Source organism: Rhodococcus sp. Leaf247 (assembly GCF_001426185.1).
In the GTDB taxonomy this organism is placed as follows: domain Bacteria; phylum Actinomycetota; class Actinomycetes; order Mycobacteriales; family Mycobacteriaceae; genus Rhodococcoides.
Map to the genome: position 1 here is coordinate 368,444 of NZ_LMRP01000002.1, position 18,476 is coordinate 386,919.

Consider the following 18,476-nt stretch of genomic DNA (forward strand, 5'->3'; position numbering starts at 1 on the left):
GACTTCGGGCCCGACTTCGGTAGGTCTGGGTGAATGACCGTTTCGGATACAGGTGCCCCAGACCGCCCGAAGGACGCTCCTCCGGGAGTGTTGAAGCGAGCGATCGCCGCCTCCGCCATGGGCAACGCGACCGAGTGGTTCGACTACGGCGTCTACGCGTACACGGCGACGTACATCGCGAACGCTTTCTTCCCGGACGACCTCGAGTCGGCCACCTTGCTGACCCTCGGGATCTTCGCCGTCTCGTTCCTCGTGCGCCCTATCGGCGGGCTCGTGTGGGGACCTCTCGGAGACCGGCTGGGTCGCAAACACGTCCTGGCTCTGACCATCGTCATCATGGGCACGGCCACGTTCCTGATCGGCGTGATCCCCAGCTATGCGTCGATCGGCATCTGGGCGCCCATCCTCCTGGTGATCCTGCGCATGATCCAGGGCTTCTCCACCGGCGGTGAGTACGGCGGTGCGGCGACATTCATGGCCGAGTACTCCCCCGACCGCAAGCGCGGGTTCTACGGAAGCTTCCTCGAATTCGGCACCCTCGGCGGCTTCTCGCTCGGCGCCTTGGTGGTGCTCGCGGTCGACCTGTTGTCGACGGACGCGTTCATGGACACGTGGGGGTGGCGACTGCCGTTCTTCGTCGCCGGACCGCTCGCCCTGATCGGTCTCTACCTGCGGTCCAAGCTCGAGGACACCCCGGTGTTCCGCGAGCTCGACGATCAGGACGCCGTCGAACACAAGGTGTCGACCCAGTTCCGCGACCTCATCGCCACGTACTGGAAGCCGATCCTGACCCTCATGGGTCTGGTCGTCGCGCTCAACGTCACGAACTACACGCTGCTCAGCTACATGCCGACCTACCTGGAGAGCCGAATCGGCCTGTCCAGCACCGCGTCACTGTTCCTCGTCGTCATCGGTCAGCTGGCGATGATGGTCGTCATCCCGTTCGCCGGGGCACTGTCCGACCGCATCGGGCGCAAGCCGCTGTGGCTGATCTCGATGGTCGGCCTGCTGATCTTCGCCATCCCGATGTACATGCTGATGACCGTCAACTTCGGGTGGGCGATCGTCGCGTTCACGGTGCTGGGTCTGCTGTACGTCCTTCAGCTGTCGACCATTTCGGCGACCTTCCCCGCGATGTTCCCGACGCACGTGCGCTTCGCCGGCTTCGCCATCGCCTACAACGTGTCCACGTCACTGTTCGGTGGAACCGCGCCGGCCGCCAACGAGTGGTTGGTCGAGCGGACGGGCAACGACCTCGTGCCGGCGTTCTACATGATGGGCGCGTGCGTCGTCGGCCTCATCGCACTGTTCTTCGTCGCCGAGACGGCGGGCGCGTCTATCCGCGGCCGCGGAGTTCCGGGCGTCGACACGCAGGCACATCCGTCGGCAGTTCGAAGCTGACGGCCGGGCGAGTACGTCCGTAGTGTCGCGAAAAACCCCCGCGCAACGACACTATGGCCGTACTCGCGGGGGTCTCGGTCAGCTCAGCGCTGGCCGCGAGGCGGTCCGCCGTCACGCTGCAACTGGATCAACACACCGCTGATCCTGGTGCGCCGCAGGGCTTCCAAAGTTTCGTCGGCAAGATCCGCAGGCAGCTCGACCAAGCTGTGGTCCGGCCGGATGCTGATGTGCCCGAAGTCGCTGCGCCGCAACCCGCCCTCGTTGGCGATGGCACCGACGATGGCTCCGGGAGCCACCTTGTGCCGCTTGCCGACGCTGATGCGGTAGACCGCGAGGTCCTGATCTCCCTTGCGCGACTTGCGCAACGGGGGAGCGTCACGGTCGTCGAACTTGCGCTCGGGTCGTTCGCGCTTCTCCCGCGGGGCCGGCGGCGGCTCGGGCGACATGAGGAACGCGTCGCCGTCACGCGACTGCGTCGCCAACGCCGCGGCGATGTCAGCCATCGGCACGTCGTGCTCGCGCTCGTAGTCCTCGATGAGGCGACGGAACATCGCCAGCGACGTCGACGACAGTGACGTGGTGATGGAGTCGGCGAACTTCGAAACACGCTGCGCGTTGACGTCCTCGACGCTGGGAAGCTGCATCTCGGTGATCGGCTGACGCGTGGCCTTCTCGATCGCCTTGAGCAGGTGCCGTTCCCGAGGGGCGACGAACAGCAGTGCCTCGCCGGCGCGGCCCGCGCGACCGGTACGACCGATGCGGTGGACGTAGGACTCGGTGTCGTGCGGGATGTCGTAGTTGACGACGTGCGAGATGCGCTCGACGTCGAGTCCACGCGCCGCGACGTCGGTGGCCACCAGCACGTCCAGCTGACCGTTCTTGAGCTGGCCGATGGTGCGCTCACGCTGAGCCTGGACGATGTCACCGTTGATCGCGGCGGCGGAGTATCCCCGTGCTCGCAGGCGTTCGGCGAGCTCCTCGGTGGCCTGCTTCGTCCGGACGAAGATGATCATCGCCTCGAAGTCCTCGACCTCGAAGATGCGCGTCAGAGCGTCGAGCTTGCGCTGGTGCGCGACCTGGACGTAGCGCTGCGTGATGTTCGGGGCCGTCGATGTCGTGGTCTTGACGGTGATCTCGACCGGATCGTGCAGGTACTGCTGCGAGATCTTGCGGATCGCCGACGGCATCGTGGCCGAGAAGAGCGCGACCTGCTTGTACTCCGGGGTGTCGGAGAGGATGCGCTCGACGTCTTCCTGGAAGCCCATCTTCAGCATCTCGTCGGCCTCGTCGAGGACGAGGTACTCGAGGTGGGAGAGGTCCAGCGTCCCCTTCTCGAGGTGATCGATCACTCGGCCGGGGGTACCGACGACGATCTGCGCGCCACGGCGAAGGCCCGACAACTGGATGCCGTACGCCTGACCGCCGTAGATGGGCAGGATGTGCAGACCGGGGATGTGGGTCGCGTACTTACCGAACGCTTCGGCGACCTGTATGGCCAACTCGCGTGTCGGCGCGAGCACCAGAGCCTGCGGAACACGGTTGGACACGTCCAGGCGGGACAGGATCGGCACGGCGAAGGCGGCGGTCTTGCCGGTGCCCGTCTGCGCGAGACCCACGACGTCGTTTCCGGCCATCAGCGGCGGAATGGTCGCAGCCTGGATGGGTGACGGGGTCTCGTAACCCACGTCCGACAATGCTTTCAACACACGTTCGTCGATGCCCAGATCGGCGAAGGTGGTGGTGTCGGTAGGGGCCGATTCCGACTCGGAAGTGCTCATGTGTACCAGAGTCTAGTCGAGGTACGCCCACCCGACCGCCATCTGATGGAACCGGACAAACCGGATGAGGTACTTCGTTCACCGTTGCACCGATGCATGTGATGAGATACACACCACACCTGCTGCAACTGGAAGGTACAGATACTGTGCGCGAATATTCCGTTCCCGCGTCCTACACGATTCCGGACGACGTCTCGATGGCCGACACCGTGTTCCGATACGCGGACGAGACCCCCGACTGGGTGCCGTTCCAACGGCGCGCGGGCGGCTCGTGGAAGGACGTCACGGCACGTACCTTCGCCGACGAAGTCGCCGCCGTCGCGAAGGGCCTCATCGCCTCCGGCGTCGAGTTCGGTGACCGCGTCGCGATCATGGCCGGCACCCGCTACGAGTGGGTGGTGCTCGACTACGCCATCTGGACCGCCGGTGGGTGCACCGTGTCCATCTACGAGACCTCGGCAGCCGACCAGGCGCAGTGGATCCTCGAGGACTCCGCGACGAAACTCTTCGTCGTCGAGACCTCCGAGCACCTCACCCGCATGAAGGACGTCACCGACGGCGCGGCGGATCTGCGCGAGGTGCTGAGCTTCGACGGTGGCGCCATCGACGAGCTCTCCACGCGCGGTTCCTCCGTCTCCGACGAGGACCTACACGCCCGACGCCACCGGGTGACCGCGTCGTCCGCCGCGACCCTCATCTACACCTCGGGTACCACCGGGCGCCCGAAGGGTGTGCAGCTCACGCACTCCAACTTCTACGCCGAGACCACGGCCACCCAGGTGGCACTGCACGACCAGATGACCGAGGGCAAGCGCACGCTGCTGTTCCTCCCGATGGCGCACGTCTTCGCCCGCGCCGTGTCGTTCGGTGCGTTCGAGGCGAAGGTGACCGTCGCGCACACGTCCGACACCACGACGTTGGTCGAGCAGTTCGCGGAGTTCCAGCCGGACTTCATCCTCTCGGTGCCCCGCGTGTTCGAGAAGGTCTACAACTCGGCGAAGCAGAAGGCGCACGACGGCGGCAAGGGCAAGATCTTCGATCAGGCCGCCGACGTCGCGATCGAGTGGAGCATCGCCCAGGACAAGGGCGGTGCCGGGCTGGTTCTCAAGGCCAAGCACACCCTCTTCGACAAGCTGGTCTACTCCAAGCTGCGTGCTGCACTCGGCGGACGGTGCACCAGCGCACTGTCCGGCGGCGGCCCCCTCGGCGCTCGCCTCGGGCACTTCTTCCGCGGCATCGGAGTGCCGGTGCGTGAGGGGTACGGCCTGACCGAGACCAGCGCGGCTGTCACTGTCAACACCACCGACAAGCAGCGCATCGGCACGGTGGGCCGCCCGCTCGCCGGTCACTCCGTCAAGATCGCCGAGGACGGCGAGATCCTGGTCAAGGGACCTGTCGTCTTCTCCGGCTACTGGCACAACGACAAGGCCACCGAGGAGTCGATCCGGGACGGCTGGTTCCACACCGGCGACCTGGGGTCTCTCGACGAGGAGGGATTCCTCTCGATCACCGGGCGCAAGAAGGAGATCATCGTGACCGCCGGCGGCAAGAACGTCGCACCGGCCGGCCTCGAGGACTCCATCCGATCGCACCCGCTGGTCAGCCAGTGCCTCGTCGTCGGAGATGCCAAGCCGTTCATCGGCGCGCTGATCACTCTCGATCCCGAAGCGCTGCCCGGGTGGCTCGAGCGTCACAACCTGGACAAGAGCACGACGCCGAGCGATCTGACGACCAACGCCGACCTGGTCGCCGAGATCGACAAGGCCGTCGCGACCGCGAACTCGAAGGTCTCCAAGGCCGAGCAGATCAAGAAGTACACGATCCTGCCCGGCGACTTCACCATCGAGTCGGGTGAGCTCACCCCCACGATGAAGCTCAAGCGCAACGTGATCCTCGAATCGCACGCCACCGAGGTCGCCGACATCTACGGCGGCTGACCTTCCGAGCCCCGACCGACGCGCGTCTGTGAGAACTCCTCACCGGCGCGCGTCGCTCGTTGTGGGTGATCAGTACCAAAGCAAGCCGATGCAGGGGTCGTGACGAATGAGTGTCATGACCACCACACTCACCGAGCCCGACACCGCGCGCACTCGTGTCCATCCCTTCGCGCGGATGCTCAGCGGCGTCGTTGCCGCCGGCATGGTCCTCGGAGTCGGTGAGATCCTGTCGCTGCTGTTCAGCTCCGCCTCGTCCCCGTTCTTCGCGGTCGGATCCACCACCGTCGACCGCACTCCCGCGTTCGCTCGCGAGTTCGCGATCGAGACGTTCGGCACCAACGACAAGGCAGCACTCTTCGTCGGCATGTCGATCGGCATCGCGATCATCGCCGCGATCGCAGGCCTCCTGGAACGGCCCGCCCGGCCCATCGGTTCGGTGATCCTGCTGGTCCTCGGCGCTATCGGCGTCTACGCCGTCATGCAGCGACCCACCTCGACCCTGAGCGACGTCATCCCCACCGTCGTCGGTGTCGTCGTCGGCATCGCGGTCCTGCAGGCCCTCACCCGGGCCCTCGAAGTTCCGTCCGACACCGTCGACGGATTCATGCCCCGCCGCAAATTCCTCGTCCTGCTCGGAGCAGCCGGCGCAGTGGCCGTCGCGGCGGGAGTCGCCGGACGCTACCTGGGCGATCGCGTCGCCGGAGTCGCCGACGACATCAAAAATTTCCGCCTGCCGAGTGTGGCCGCCGGCGAGACGGCGAAGGCCATCCCCGCGGGGACCGACATCGGCGTCGAGGGCGCGACCCCCTTCGTCACCCCCAACAACACCTTCTACCGCATCGACACCGCCCTCCAGGTGCCGCAGCTGACCACGTCGGAATGGCAGCTGAAGATCCACGGCAAGGTCGACCGCGAGATGACTCTGACGTGGGACGACCTGATGGCCCGCACACCGATCGAGCGCGTCGTCACGCTGACGTGCGTGTCCAACGAGGTCGGTGGCCCGCTGGCCGGAAACGCCACCTGGATCGGCTTCCCCATCAAGGATCTGCTCGAAGAGGTGGGCGTGCAGGCCGACGCCGACATGCTGCTCTCGACCAGTATCGACGGCATGACCATCGGCTCTCCCGTCGAAGCGCTGATGGACGGACGCGACGCGATCCTCGCGGTGTCGATGAACGGCGAACCCCTCCCGGTCGAGCACGGCTACCCGGTCCGCCAGGTGGTTCCCGGCCTCTACGGCTTCGTGTCCGCGACCAAGTGGGTCGTCGACTGGGAACTCACGCGTTTCGACGCGGCCAAGGCCTACTGGACCGACCGTGGTTGGGGCGACAAGGCTCCGATCAAGACGGCATCACGCATCGATGTGCCGGCGGCGTTCGCCCCGGTCGCTCCCGGTGCGGTCCGCGTGGCAGGCACCGCATGGGCCCAGACCCGCGGTATCGACCGCGTCGAGGTCCGAGTGGACAACGGCCCCTGGGAGCCGGCGACCCTGGCCGAGCAGTACACGATCGACACGTGGCGCCAGTGGTACTGGGACTGGAACGCCACTGCGGGAAACCACAACATCCAGGTCCGCGCGACGGATCAGGACGGCAACACCCAGGTCGAGGAGCGCACTCCCCCGATCCCCGGTGGGTCGACCGGCTGGCACACCCGCACCATCATCGTCAGCTGAGTCAGGCGTACTCGAGGACGTGATCGGCGGCAGCGTCGGTCACGTCCTTGTGGATCTTCTCGTGCAGGAGGTCATGCCCGGCATGCTCGTACTCGCGCAGCGTCAGGTTCGGCACCCCACGCGCGATGTCGCGGACTCCGTCGACGGGCACCATGCGATCGTCGATGCCGTGCAGCGCCAGAGTCGGTGCGGTGCAGGCTCTCACGAGATCGTCGTGGCCGACGGCGCGCGGCGGAACGGCGACGAGAACCGTGGACAGTGCGGTCGTCCCCGATCCGAGCAGGTGCACGGCAGTGGCCGATCCCATCGAGTGCCCCATGACCGCGACGTTCCCGCCGGCCAGGTCGACCAGGTGGCGGGCGTTCTCCGCGAGCGCGTCGAGATACGCCAGGTCGTCGGCGATCTCACCCTCGGACAGACCGTGGCCGATGTGATCGAGGGCCCAGGTGTCGACTCCGCGGGCGGCCATCGCCGCGCCGAATCGGTGGTACAGGCCCGTGTGCTGTCCGCGGCCGTGCAGGAAGACGAGGCTTACCCGCGAATCCGGTGACGGCCACCGTCGATAGTGGACGCGTCCGCGGGATCCCTCGAAGAACGGCATGGGGCCATTGTGGCCGATGTGATGGAAAAGCAATCGCATCGACACAGAACCGAACCCCGCGGTCCGTCATGATCTGTGATTATCGGACCATGAAGTTGGTTTTCGTCGTCGTACTCGCTGTGATCGCCGCCGTGATGTCGGCACCGCCGTCCGGTGCCGCCGAAGGACCGCACGTCGTCGGAGTGCGTGAACTCTCGCCGACACACTCCGTCGTCGACGTCTGGTCGCCGTCGATGAACCGTGTCATCCCCAACGATGTCCTCCGACCCGCGCGGGGCGGTTCGCTCCCCACGCTGTATCTGCTCAACGGCGCCCTGGGCAACGAGGACGGAGTCGGCTGGATCAACAACTCCGGCGCCCCGGGATTCTTCGCCGACAAGAACGTCACCGTCGTGCTCCCCATCGGTGGGCGTCTGAGCTTCTACACGGACTGGCTCGCCGACGATCCGATCCTCGGATCGAACAAGTGGCAGACCTATCTGACGCGGGAACTGCCCGGCGTGATGGATCAGCACTTCGGCAGCACCCGTCGTAACGCGGTGGCGGGTGTGTCGATGAGCGGCGGGCCGGCGCTCGACCTGGCCGTACAGGCACCGGGCCTCTACCGAGCCGCCGCCTCGATCAGCGGGTGCCCCGCCTCGGCGAACCCGCTGGCGCAGGCAGCGATCTCCATCATGATCGGCGGCGCCTTGAACAATCCGTTCAACATGTGGGGCCCTCCCGGATCGCCGGCCTGGGCCCAGCACGATCCCTCCCTGAATGCCGACCGTCTCCGCGGAACGGCTGTCTACGCAGGATCCGCGAGCGGCCTCCCCGGCCCCGTCGACCGGATCCCGCCGGGCAGCATTCCCCCGTTCGGCGGAGCGGCGGTGGAGGCCATGGTGAACACCTGCACCGGCATCTTCGCCGACTCGGTACGCAGGGCCGGTGTACCCGCGACCATCTCGATGAGAGGCGAGGGATCGCACAGCTGGGCACTGTTCGAGGACCAGCTGAAGGAGGCGTGGGGAACGACGATCGCACCGGCCCTCGGAACCCGGTGACCTGTCGGACGAGCTGGCTAGGGTGGCGGAATGTTCGTCACCGGAGACTCCCTCGTCCACAGCGCAGGCGATCTGGCGCTTGCATCGCAGTGTGAATACGCGCTGCTGCGCACCCTGGACGCGTCTCTCGGCCGCATCGACGTCGAGAGCGTGGACGACGCCATGTTCGCGCGGCTGGCGCGCCTGGGCAGCGATCACGAGGCCCGCGAACTGCTCCGCCTGAAGCGGCTGCACCCGGACGGCGTCGCGATGATTCCGAAGCCGGAGAAGCGCATCCCGTCCGAGCTGGCCGCAGCCGCGGCCGCCACCATCGCCGCCGCGGCGGAGCGCGTTCCGGTCATCTACCAGGGCACGTTCTTCGACGGTCAATTCCTGGGATTCAGTGACTTCCTCGTGCTCGACCCGGCGACCGACAGCTACGAGGTGCACGACACCAAACTCTCCCGCAGCGAGCGAGTCCCGTCTGTGCTGCAGATCGCCGCGTACTCCGATGCGCTGACGGCGGCCGGGGTTCCGGTGTCCCCCACCGGACACCTCGTGCTCGGCGACGGCACCCACAGCACCGTTCACCTCCCCGACGTGCTCCCCGTCTATCGACGGGCGCGGCGGGAGATGGTGGCACTCCTGACAGCGCACTACGAGCAGTTGCTGCCGGCGTCGTGGGCCGACCTCGACATTCGCGCCTGCTTCCGATGCGAGCACTGCGCACCCGAGGTCGAGGCGCAGCGCGACCTCCTGCTCGTGGCGGGCATGAGGGTGTCGCAACGAGCAGCTCTCGTCGCTGCGGGCATCACCACGATCGACGATCTCGCCGCGTCCGAGGGCTCGATTCCCGATCTGCCCGAGCGCAGCCTCGCCGGACTGCGGTCCCAGGCCCGTGCGCAGGTCGAGCAGGAGAGCACCGGGGAACCGGTCGTGGACGTCCACACCCCGAGCGCGCTCGGAGCACTCCCGGCCCCGGATCCGGGCGACATCTTCTTCGACTTCGAGGGTGATCCCCTCTACAGCGAGCACGGGTCGGCGGACTGGGGATTGGAATACCTGTTCGGCGTCGTGGAGTCCGACGGCGCGTTCCGGCCGTTCTGGGCGCACGATCGGCGGGAGGAGAAGTCCGCGTTCGTCGAGTTCGTGGACTACGTACTGGCCCGGCGCGAGAAGTACCCCGACATGCACGTGTATCACTATGCGGCGTACGAGAAGTCGGCCCTGCTGCGGTTGGCGTCGCGGCACGGCGTGTACGAGAACGAGGTGGATCACCTGTTGCGGCAGCAGGTCCTGGTCGACCTGTATCCCGTCGTGCGATCAGCTCTGCGCATCGGAGCGCGGAGTTACAGCATCAAGAAGTTGGAACCGCTGTACATGACCGAGGTCCGTGGGGATGTGGCGGATGCGGTCGCATCGATCACCGAGTACGCGCGCTGGTGCGACCTTCGAGACCGCGGCGACGTCGAGGAGGCGGCGCAGGTGTTGTCGGAGATCGCCGACTACAACGAGTACGACTGCGTGTCGACGCTGGAGCTGCGCGACTGGATGGTCGATCGCGCCCGGGCTGCCGGAGTCGCACTGCGCGGGCCGGTAGCTCCGGTCGATCCGCCTGTCGACGATGCCGACGCGTCGCGAGATGCGTTGTGGGAGTTCGCCGGTGAACCCGGTTCGCGGACCACCGACCAGCAGGCGGCAGCTCTGCTCGCTGCCGCTGTGGGCTACCACGACAGGGAAGCGAAGCCGTTCTGGTGGGCGTACTTCGACCGCCTGTCCTCCCCGATGGACGAGTGGGCCGATACTCGGGACGTGTTCATGGTCGAGGGGGTCGAGTCCATGTCGGAGTGGGCGTCGACAGGCCGCAAGTTGCCGCGGCGTACGACGGTGCTGCGCGGCGAGTTCGGACCCGGTAGCCGCGGGGTCGGATCGAAGGTCACGGTGCTCTACGCACCGCCCGCACCCGAATGGGTCGCGCCCGAGAAGCGCGCGAACCCCCAGTACCGCTGGACGATGAAGGGCACGGTCCTCGACGTCAGCGACGACGGCTCACTGGTCACACTCGAGGAGTCGCTGTCCAAGGGTGCGGAACCCCATCTGTCCGAACCTGTTGCCACCACGCCGGACTCGTTCATCTCCACGAAGGGTCTCAGCGCCGCCATCGCCGCGACGGCGGCGGAGGTGGCGGCCGGTCTGCCCACCCTTCCGGCATCGGCGGTGATCGACCTGCTCAGGCGTGATCCGCCGCGATTGCGGTCGGGGGCGGGCCTCACGGGCATCGCGGCCGACGGTGACGTCATCGCGTCCATCACGGCGTCGCTGCTGGATTTGGACGACTCGTACATCGCTGTTCAGGGACCGCCCGGAACGGGCAAGACGTACACGGGTTCTCGGGTCGTCGCTGCGCTCGCCCGCGAGCACGGGTGGCGGATCGGCGTGGTGGGCCAATCGCATTCGGTGATCGAAAATCTGCTCGACGGAGTGATCGATGCCGGTCTCGACCCGGACCGCGTGGCCAAGAAGGTGTCGTCGGACAGGCCACACGAGTGGACAGGCATCGACTCGTACTCGGAGTACCTTGCCTCCCGGACGGGGGGATGCGTGGTCGGAGCAACGGCATGGCCGTTCACCAATCGGAACGAATTCCAGGAGCTGGAGCTCGATCTGCTGGTGGTCGACGAAGCAGGACAGTTCTCGTTGGCCAACACCGTCGCCGTGGCCAGGGTGGCTCGAAACCTGATGCTGCTGGGCGACCCCCAGCAGCTACCTCAGGTCAGCCAGGGCAGCCATCCCGAACCCGTCGACACGTCGGCACTGGGCTGGCTCGCGGACGGATCGGACACCTTGCCCGCGCAACTGGGCTACTTCCTCGCGACGACGCGGCGTCTGCACCCGGCGTTGTGCTCGGTGGTGTCCGACCTGTCCTACGACGGCCGCCTGAGTTCGCACGAGTCGGTGCAGGTGCGCAACCTCACGGGAGTCGAGCCGGGCGTCCACACGGTGCTGGTCGACCACGTCGGCAACGCCACGTCGTCCCACGAGGAAGCGGTGGAAGTGGTGCGACTGGCTCGCTCGCTCCTCGGGTCGAGCTGGACCGACGGCACCGGAACGCGACCGCTCGAGGCGTCGGATCTGCTGGTGGTCGCTGCCTACAACGGGCAGGTCGCCACCGTGCGTGCCGCGCTGGACGACGCCGGGCTGGGCGACGCGTCGTGCGGAACCGTCGACAAGTTCCAGGGACGCGAGGCTGCGGTGGTGATCGTGTCGATGGCGGCGTCGGCACCCGAGGACGTACCTCGCGGAATGCAATTCTTGTTGTCTCGCAACAGGATCAACGTCGCACTGTCACGGGGGCAGTGGGCGGCGTACGTCGTGCGGTCACCCGCTCTGACGCACTACCTGCCGTCGTCGCCGGCCGAGTTGTCGCTGCTCGGCGCATTCATGCGGGTCAGTCCGGACGAGTAGCCGTCAGACCGATACTGCCTTGGTCGCGATCCGGGCAGCCAGGTCGTCGAGTTCGGCGATCACCGCGAGCGTGTCCCGGTCCACCAACCACCGCAGCACGACGCCGTCGATCGTGGCCAGTGCGGATCGAGTCAGTGACCCCATGGGCTCGGTCCACCGCATGGACGACGCCTCCGCGGCCGCGTCGAGGAAACGCTCGGTGGCGGTATCCATCACGCGGTACTGCAGCGTGCCGATGCCGGGACCCGCTCCCGCCGACCGCACCGAGTAGGCCGTGATCTCGTAGGTGAGCAGCTGACGATCCGCGGTGGCCTCGACGACCGTCCACAGCGCGGCCATCCCGCGGTGAAGCACCTCGCGCAGCGCCCGGGGGCCGACGCACCGGAGACCGGACGACTCCGCCGCGTGATGCAGGGCGATGCTCACCGCCGATCCCAGCTCGTGGACGAGCGACGCGCCCATGGCGGTGACGAGTGCTTCCTTGTTCTCGAAGCAGCAGTGAACGGCGCCCAGCGAGACCGATGCGTGATCTGCCACGGCGCGCACCGTGACCGCGGAGATTCCCGACTCGGCGGCCACTGCCAGTCCTGCGTCGATCAGCTGTGTGCGCCGGAGGTCGGCTGCCAATCGGACGGACATGACCGAATCCTAAGGGGTTGACCTCGACGGACGTCCAGTAGTTGTATCCAGCGATGACCGCATGGACGAACTGGGCAGGAAACCAGCATGCCGAGCCCAGCGCAGTCGTGAGACCCCACAACGCCGACGAGATCTGCCGGATCGTGGCCGCGGCTCCAGGGCGGGTGAAAGCAGTGGGCGCAGGACATTCCTTCACCGGTGCGGCCGTGACGGACGGCATCCTGATCTCGCTCGACGACATCACCGGTATCGAGCGAGTCGAGCCGGGACCGGACGGCACCACGGACGTCACGGTTCGAGCGGGAACTCGACTGCACGACCTGAACAATCAGCTGTACGCACGCGGGCTCGCCCTCACGAACATGGGCGACATCGACGTCCAGAGTGTCGCGGGCGCCATCTCGACGGGCACGCACGGAACCGGCGCGGCATTCGGTGGCCTGTCCTCCCGAGTTGTCGGCGTACGGCTCGTCGGGGCCGATGCCCGCGAGATCGATCTCACCGACGGGCCACTGTTCGAGTGCGCACGACTCGGACTGGGCGCGTTCGGCATCCTCACCGCGGTGACGATGCGGTGCGTGCCCGCGTTCGTGCTGCACGCCGACGAGAAACCGGGGAGGTTGGGCGACGCGCTCGAACGGTTCCCGGACGACATGCGCACGGTCGACCATCCCGAGTTCTACTGGTTCCCCCACACCGACCGAGTCCTGACCAAGCGGAACACACGCATGCCTGCCGACACCCCACTCGACCCGGTCGGCAGACTGTCCGGCGCCGTCGACGATGCATTGTCCAACAATGTCTTCGAGGCCCTCAACCGCGTATCGACGCGCGTCCCCTCCGTCATTCCGCGGATGAACAGACTGTCCGCAGCAGCATGGTCCGGACGCACGGCGACCGACCGGAGTGACCGCATCTTCGCGTCGTCACGCAGGGTTCGGTTCCGGGAAATGGAGTATGCGGTGCCGCCCGAGTCGCTGCCGCACGTCATCCGGGAGATCGACGCCTGGATCGAGCGCACGCAGTACCGGGTGAGTTTCCCGGTGGAGGTGCGCTGCGCTGCAGCCGACGACGTGTGGCTGTCGACGGCGTATCGACGCGACAGTGTCTACGTCGCGGTGCACCAGTATCACCGGCGGCCCGACGGCGGGTACTTCGACGCCGTCGAGGCCATCGCTCGCGACGTCGGCGGCCGACCGCACTGGGGCAAGCTGCACTCGCTCGACGGCGACACCCTTCGCACGCTGTACCCCAGATTCGACGACGTCGTCGCCGAGAGGGATCGCGTCGATCCGCACCGCGTCTTCGATAACGACTATTCGGACAGAGTCCTGACGCGACTAGAGTGACACAGTGAACGTGATGCGCAGGGCCCTGTCCGGAATTCTGGCTGCGGCGCTGGTCCTGGGAATCGGCGAGTTGCTGGCCGCGGTCGTCGGGCCTGACTCGTCGCCGTTCGTCGCGGTGGGATCCGCCGCGGTGGACAACACTCCGTCGGGTGTCCGGGAGTGGGCCATCGGAACGTTCGGTACCTCCGACAAGCTGGCGCTCTTCATCGGCATGGGCGTCGTCATCCTGGCGCTCGCCGCCGCGGCCGGTGTGCTGGAACGACCGAAGCGGCCCATCGGCTCGGCCCTGTTCGTCGTCCTCGGAATCCTCGGTGTGCTGGCGGCGATGACGCGCTCCGGAAGTGGAGCCGTCGCCGCCCTTCCCACCATCGTCGCCGTGGCTGTCGGCATCCTGGTGCTGCGGTCGCTGGTCGACCGCGCGGAACCTGTGGCGGGCGAGGGGTTCTCGCGTCGTCGATTCGTCACCCTCGCCGGAATCAGTGCTGCCGCCGCCGTCGCCACGGGGGCCGCGGGTCGAGTGCTGGGAGCGTCGACACGCGCCGTCACCCAGGATCGAGCGGCATTCACCGTCCCGGTGCCCGACAGCCCCGCGCCACCCGTGCCTGCCTCGGCCGACCTCCGTCTCCCCGGCCTGTCGCCGTACGTCACCTCGAACACCGACTTCTACCGCATCGACACAGCGCTGGTGGTGCCTCGCGTGAACTCCGGCGACTGGAGCCTGCGCATCCACGGGATGGTCGACAATGAAATGACCCTGACGCTCGCCGATCTGGAGAAGCGCGTCTCCATCGAACGCATGGTGACGCTCACGTGCGTGTCCAATCCCATCGGCGGCGACCTGATCGGCAACGCGACCTGGACCGGGTACTCGCTGAAAGACATTCTCGCCGAAGCCCGTCCGCAGTCGTCCGCGGACATGGTGCTGTCCTCGTCGTACGACGACTTCACCGCGGGCACACCGCTCGACGTGCTGATGGACGGCCGCGACGCCATGCTGGCCGTCGCCATGAACGGTGAACCGCTCCCCATCGAGCACGGTTACCCGGCGCGCCTCGTCGTACCCGGCCTGTACGGGTACGTGTCGGCAACGAAATGGGTGACGGATCTCGAAGTGACCAAATTCAGTCAGGCGCGGGCGTACTGGACGGACCGCGGATGGTCCGAGCGCGGCCCGATCAAGACGGCCTGCCGCATCGACACTCCCGCCGGCAGCAAGGACGTCGATGCCGGCACCGTCATGATCGCGGGCGTCGCGTGGGCGCAGCACCGCGGAATCTCACGCGTCGAGGTGCGTATCGACAACGGCGACTGGGCCGAGGCGACACTGTCGGACGAATACTCGCGCGACACGTGGCGCCAGTGGTCGTACGCATGGGAGGCCACGTCCGGCCAGCACCGTATCGAGGCCCGCGCCACCGACAGCACCGGCGAGGTTCAGACCGACGTGCGTGTCGACACCGTCCCCGACGGCGCCAGCGGCTACGCGAGCATGCCGGCCAACGTGCGCTAGGCCGACCGGCTCTACCTTCGGCCCGAGCGCACACCCTTTTCGGTGTCCGCACACCAGCTACAGCTGACTGGGAAGGGTGTGCGGTCACCACGCGGGGTGTGCGCTTGTCCGGTCGTGCGGCGCCTGGATGGAGCGCACACCCACATACGCGCGCTGGCTGCAACGGGTGTGCGCTCACCACGCAGGCTGTGCGCTCTTCGGTGTTGCGGCGCCTGGATGGAGCGCACACACCTTCCGGTGTCCGCACACCCCCTACAGCCGACTGCAACGGGTGTGCGGTCACCACAACCGGTGCACACACCCCCTCCAACGCCGAACGGACGCACCCCATATCGGGTGCGTCCGTTCGGCGAAGCGGTGGATCAGTTGTTGGAGGCGCTGAACCGCGACTGCACATCGGGAACGTGCACGTCTCCGAGCACCCGAGCGATCTGGTCCTCGCTCAGGCCGAGGCGACGGAGTCGCTCGCACACTGCGTCGAAGCTCAGCATCTTGGCATCGAGCTCCTGCTGGAGCTCGGCGACCTCGGCGCGGAGGACCTCTGCTTCCTCGAGCGCGTCGAGGGTCTCGGCGGGCTTGGGGAGCAGCAGCGAGAGCAGGCGATCACGAGCGTCGGTGCTGAGTCCGTCGAACGGTGCGGAACCGTCGGCAGCCTCGTGCTTCCCGGCCGGGGCGTCCAACCGAACACCATCCGTCCGAACACCATCCGTCCGAACATCATCCAACCGAGCACCATCCGACTCGACAGCGTCCGACCGAACAGCCTTGACGCGGTCGGTGTCGAGCTCGGCAGCTGCTCCGTCGGCGAGCGGCACGACAGTGTCGGCACCCTCGGGCTTCATGTCGATCGTGGTGCGTAGCGGGCGGTTCGGGATGAACAGCACGGCGAGCACGGTGACGAGGGCGACGAAGCCGGCGATCAGGAAGATGCGTCCGGTGGCGTCACCGTAGGCGGTACGGATGACTGCGGCGATCGGAGCGGGCAACGCACCGATGTCGAGGGATCCGCCGCCGCTGGATCCGGCGGGGACACCGAGTGCAGCGAGGCCGGCTGCCGAGTTGTCGGCGACGCGGGTGGCGAGAACCGAGCCCAGGACCGAGACTCCGATGGCTCCACCGAAGGTACGGAAGAAGGCGACGGTGGACGATGCGGCGCCGATGTTCTGCACGCTGACCGTGTTCTGGACGGCAAGGACGAGGTTCTGCATCAGCATGCCGGTACCGAGGCCGACGATGGCGATGAAGACGCCCACGAGCCACAGGTTGGTGGCGTGGTCGAGGGTTCCGAGCAGTCCGAAGCCGATGACCAGCAGGAACGAGCCGGTGACGATGAAGGGCTTCCACTTGCCGAAGCGCGAGATCAGCTGACCGGATCCGACCGACGAGACCAGCATGCCGGCGACGAGCGGGATGGACAGCAGCCCGGCTGCGGTGGGTGAGTATCCGCGAGCGGTCTGGAAGTACTGGCCGAGGAAGGTGGTGGCACCGAAGAGGCCGACACCGACTGCGACGGACGCGATGATGGCGAGCCCGGTGGTGCGCTCGGTGACGATCTTCAGCGGGATGATCGGGCTCTTGACCTTGGCCTCGACGAGGACGGTGGCGATGAGCAGTGCGACGCCGCCGCCGACGTACATGGCGGTCTCGCGGGAGATCCAGTCGTAGTACCCGGCCTTACCGGCGAACGAGACCCAGATGAGCAGGACGGACACACCGGCGGTGAGGAGCAGCGCTCCGAGCCAGTCGATGGAGACGTCGTCCTTGCGCTCGGTGGTGATGTGCAGGGTGCGCTGCAGCAGAAGGAGCGCGATGACGGCGAGCGGGATGCAGACGAAGAAGCACCAGCGCCATCCGAGCGGGCTGTCGACGATGACGCCGCCCAGGATGGGGCCACCGGACATCGAGACGGCCATGACGGCGCCCATGTATCCGGAGTAACGGCCACGCTCACGCGGGGAGACGATGCTGCCGATGATGGCGACGACGAGGGCGGTCAGACCACCCATGCCGATGCCCTGCACGACGCGGGCGGCGAGCAGGATCGGCACGTTGTGTGCGAATCCGGCCATGACCGAGCCGAGGACGAAGATGACGAGCGAGCTCTGGACCAGCAGCTTCTTGTTGAAGAGGTCGGCCAGCTTGCCCCAGATGGGGGTCGAGGCCGCGTTGGCGAGCAGCGCCGTGGTGATGACCCAGGCGTACGCGGTCTGCGAGCCCTTCAGGTCACCGATGATGGTGGGCAGTGCGGTGGAGACGATCGTCGTGCTCAGCAGCGCCGTGAAGAGACCGGCGAGCAGGCCGATGAGTGCCTCGAGAATCTGGCGGTGCGACATCGCCTTCGGGTCTGCCGAGGTGGCGGTGTCACCTACCTGTGAGGGTGGAGTGTCCTGTGTGACAGTCATGTCGGTGTTCTTTCTTTTCTCAGTTATGTGAGAGGACGCGGTGGCCGGAATGGCGGGCCTGCGCCTCGTCGGTGAAGGTGGTGGTGAGTCGGCGTATGGAGCAGAGCGCGGCATTGGCCTCGTCCTCGTCCCAGTCCCCCAACATGCGGGACAACCGTTCGACTCGTTGACCCTTGATGCGTTCCAAGCACTCGAGACCCGCGTCGGACACCCGAACCCGGGTGGCGCGTCCGTCGTCGGGATCGGGGGTGCGTACGACGTGCCCGGCGTCCACCAGCTCGGCAAGCTGACGGCTGAGCACGGACTGGCTGGTGCACATGGCCCCGGCCAGTTCGGACTGCCGGCATTCGCCGTGCGTGGCGAGTGTGCCCAGGACACCGATGAGAGCGGACGGCAACTCCGTCCGGTCGTCCCCCGTCGACACGGCCACGCGCAGCGCGCGGCCGAAGCGGAAGACTTCCTCCACCAGCGACTCTGCTGTGTCGGTGTTGACGGCCACGTCGATCACTCCCCGTTCTCGTTTACTTGCTGTCCACAACTATATAGATAGATACCTTAGGTAAACAACTATTAATGTGCGTCTGCTCGATCACACGGAACGTGGCCGACGCCAGAGCACGGACCACACCGCTGTGAGTCCTCCAGAAGACGTCGAGGCATGCCTGACAGCCCCGTCCGCGCCGTTACATTTCGG

12 protein-coding genes are annotated in these 18,476 nt (G+C 66.9%); 7 read left to right on the forward strand and 5 right to left on the reverse strand.

The window, feature by feature from the left end:
- Nucleotides 1-33: 33 nt before the first annotated feature.
- On the forward strand, nucleotides 34-1,401 hold the full coding sequence (locus tag ASG64_RS11235) for an MFS transporter (protein ID WP_056073639.1): 1,368 nt from the start codon (nucleotides 34-36) through the stop codon (nucleotides 1,399-1,401).
- Nucleotides 1,402-1,484: 83 nt separating this feature from the next.
- Here ASG64_RS11235 and ASG64_RS11240 read toward each other — a convergent pair whose 3' ends face one another.
- Entirely contained in the window at nucleotides 1,485-3,179 is a 1,695-nt protein-coding gene (locus tag ASG64_RS11240; RefSeq protein WP_042574868.1) for a DEAD/DEAH box helicase, read from the reverse strand.
- 146 nt (nucleotides 3,180-3,325) lie between these two features.
- On the opposite strand from ASG64_RS11240, the gene ASG64_RS11245 reads away from it, so the two are divergent.
- Both ASG64_RS11245 and ASG64_RS11250 read left to right on the forward strand, forming a co-directional pair.
- Complete coding sequence (locus tag ASG64_RS11245; protein ID WP_056073641.1) at nucleotides 3,326-5,116, forward strand: AMP-dependent synthetase/ligase; 1,791 nt, start codon at nucleotides 3,326-3,328, stop codon at nucleotides 5,114-5,116.
- Nucleotides 5,117-5,231: 115 nt separating this feature from the next.
- The gene (locus ASG64_RS11250; protein ID WP_042574906.1) at nucleotides 5,232-6,794 is read left to right on the forward strand and encodes a molybdopterin-dependent oxidoreductase; all 1,563 of its coding nucleotides are present in this window, start codon (nucleotides 5,232-5,234) and stop codon (nucleotides 6,792-6,794) included.
- A 1-nt stretch (nucleotide 6,795) separates the two neighbouring features.
- Here ASG64_RS11250 and ASG64_RS11255 read toward each other — a convergent pair whose 3' ends face one another.
- Nucleotides 6,796-7,395: an alpha/beta hydrolase gene (locus ASG64_RS11255; protein WP_056073643.1), complete on the reverse strand. Its 600-nt coding sequence runs from the start codon at nucleotides 7,393-7,395 to the stop codon at nucleotides 6,796-6,798.
- 89 nt (nucleotides 7,396-7,484) lie between these two features.
- On the opposite strand from ASG64_RS11255, the gene ASG64_RS11260 reads away from it, so the two are divergent.
- Together ASG64_RS11260 and ASG64_RS11265 are read left to right on the forward strand one after the other, a co-directional pair.
- On the forward strand, nucleotides 7,485-8,438 hold the full coding sequence (locus ASG64_RS11260; RefSeq protein WP_156388358.1) for an alpha/beta hydrolase: 954 nt from the start codon (nucleotides 7,485-7,487) through the stop codon (nucleotides 8,436-8,438).
- A 30-nt stretch (nucleotides 8,439-8,468) separates the two neighbouring features.
- A complete protein-coding gene (locus ASG64_RS11265; protein WP_056073647.1) occupies nucleotides 8,469-11,882 on the forward strand; it encodes a TM0106 family RecB-like putative nuclease in 3,414 nt (1,137 codons plus the stop codon).
- A gap of 3 nt (nucleotides 11,883-11,885) precedes the next feature.
- Here ASG64_RS11265 and ASG64_RS11270 read toward each other — a convergent pair whose 3' ends face one another.
- Nucleotides 11,886-12,521 (reverse strand): TetR/AcrR family transcriptional regulator, encoded by a 636-nt coding sequence (locus ASG64_RS11270; RefSeq protein ID WP_056073649.1) that lies wholly within the window; start codon nucleotides 12,519-12,521, stop codon nucleotides 11,886-11,888.
- A gap of 53 nt (nucleotides 12,522-12,574) precedes the next feature.
- Here ASG64_RS11270 and ASG64_RS11275 point away from each other — a divergent pair, with 53 nt between their 5' ends.
- Nucleotides 12,575-13,870, forward strand: a complete 1,296-nt coding sequence (locus ASG64_RS11275; protein WP_056073651.1) for a D-arabinono-1,4-lactone oxidase — start codon at nucleotides 12,575-12,577, stop codon at nucleotides 13,868-13,870.
- A gap of 13 nt (nucleotides 13,871-13,883) precedes the next feature.
- Nucleotides 13,884-15,380 carry a molybdopterin-dependent oxidoreductase gene (locus tag ASG64_RS11280; RefSeq protein ID WP_200933462.1) on the forward strand — a complete coding sequence of 499 codons (1,497 nt, stop codon included), beginning with the start codon at nucleotides 13,884-13,886 and terminating at the stop codon, nucleotides 15,378-15,380.
- A gap of 362 nt (nucleotides 15,381-15,742) precedes the next feature.
- Here the strand turns inward: ASG64_RS11280 and ASG64_RS11285 are convergent, their stop codons facing one another.
- Nucleotides 15,743-17,782 carry an MDR family MFS transporter gene (locus ASG64_RS11285; protein WP_056073653.1) on the reverse strand — a complete coding sequence of 680 codons (2,040 nt, stop codon included), beginning with the start codon at nucleotides 17,780-17,782 and terminating at the stop codon, nucleotides 15,743-15,745.
- A 19-nt stretch (nucleotides 17,783-17,801) separates the two neighbouring features.
- On the reverse strand, nucleotides 17,802-18,290 hold the full coding sequence (locus ASG64_RS11290; RefSeq protein ID WP_327212912.1) for a MarR family winged helix-turn-helix transcriptional regulator: 489 nt from the start codon (nucleotides 18,288-18,290) through the stop codon (nucleotides 17,802-17,804).
- Nucleotides 18,291-18,476 lie beyond the last annotated feature (186 nt).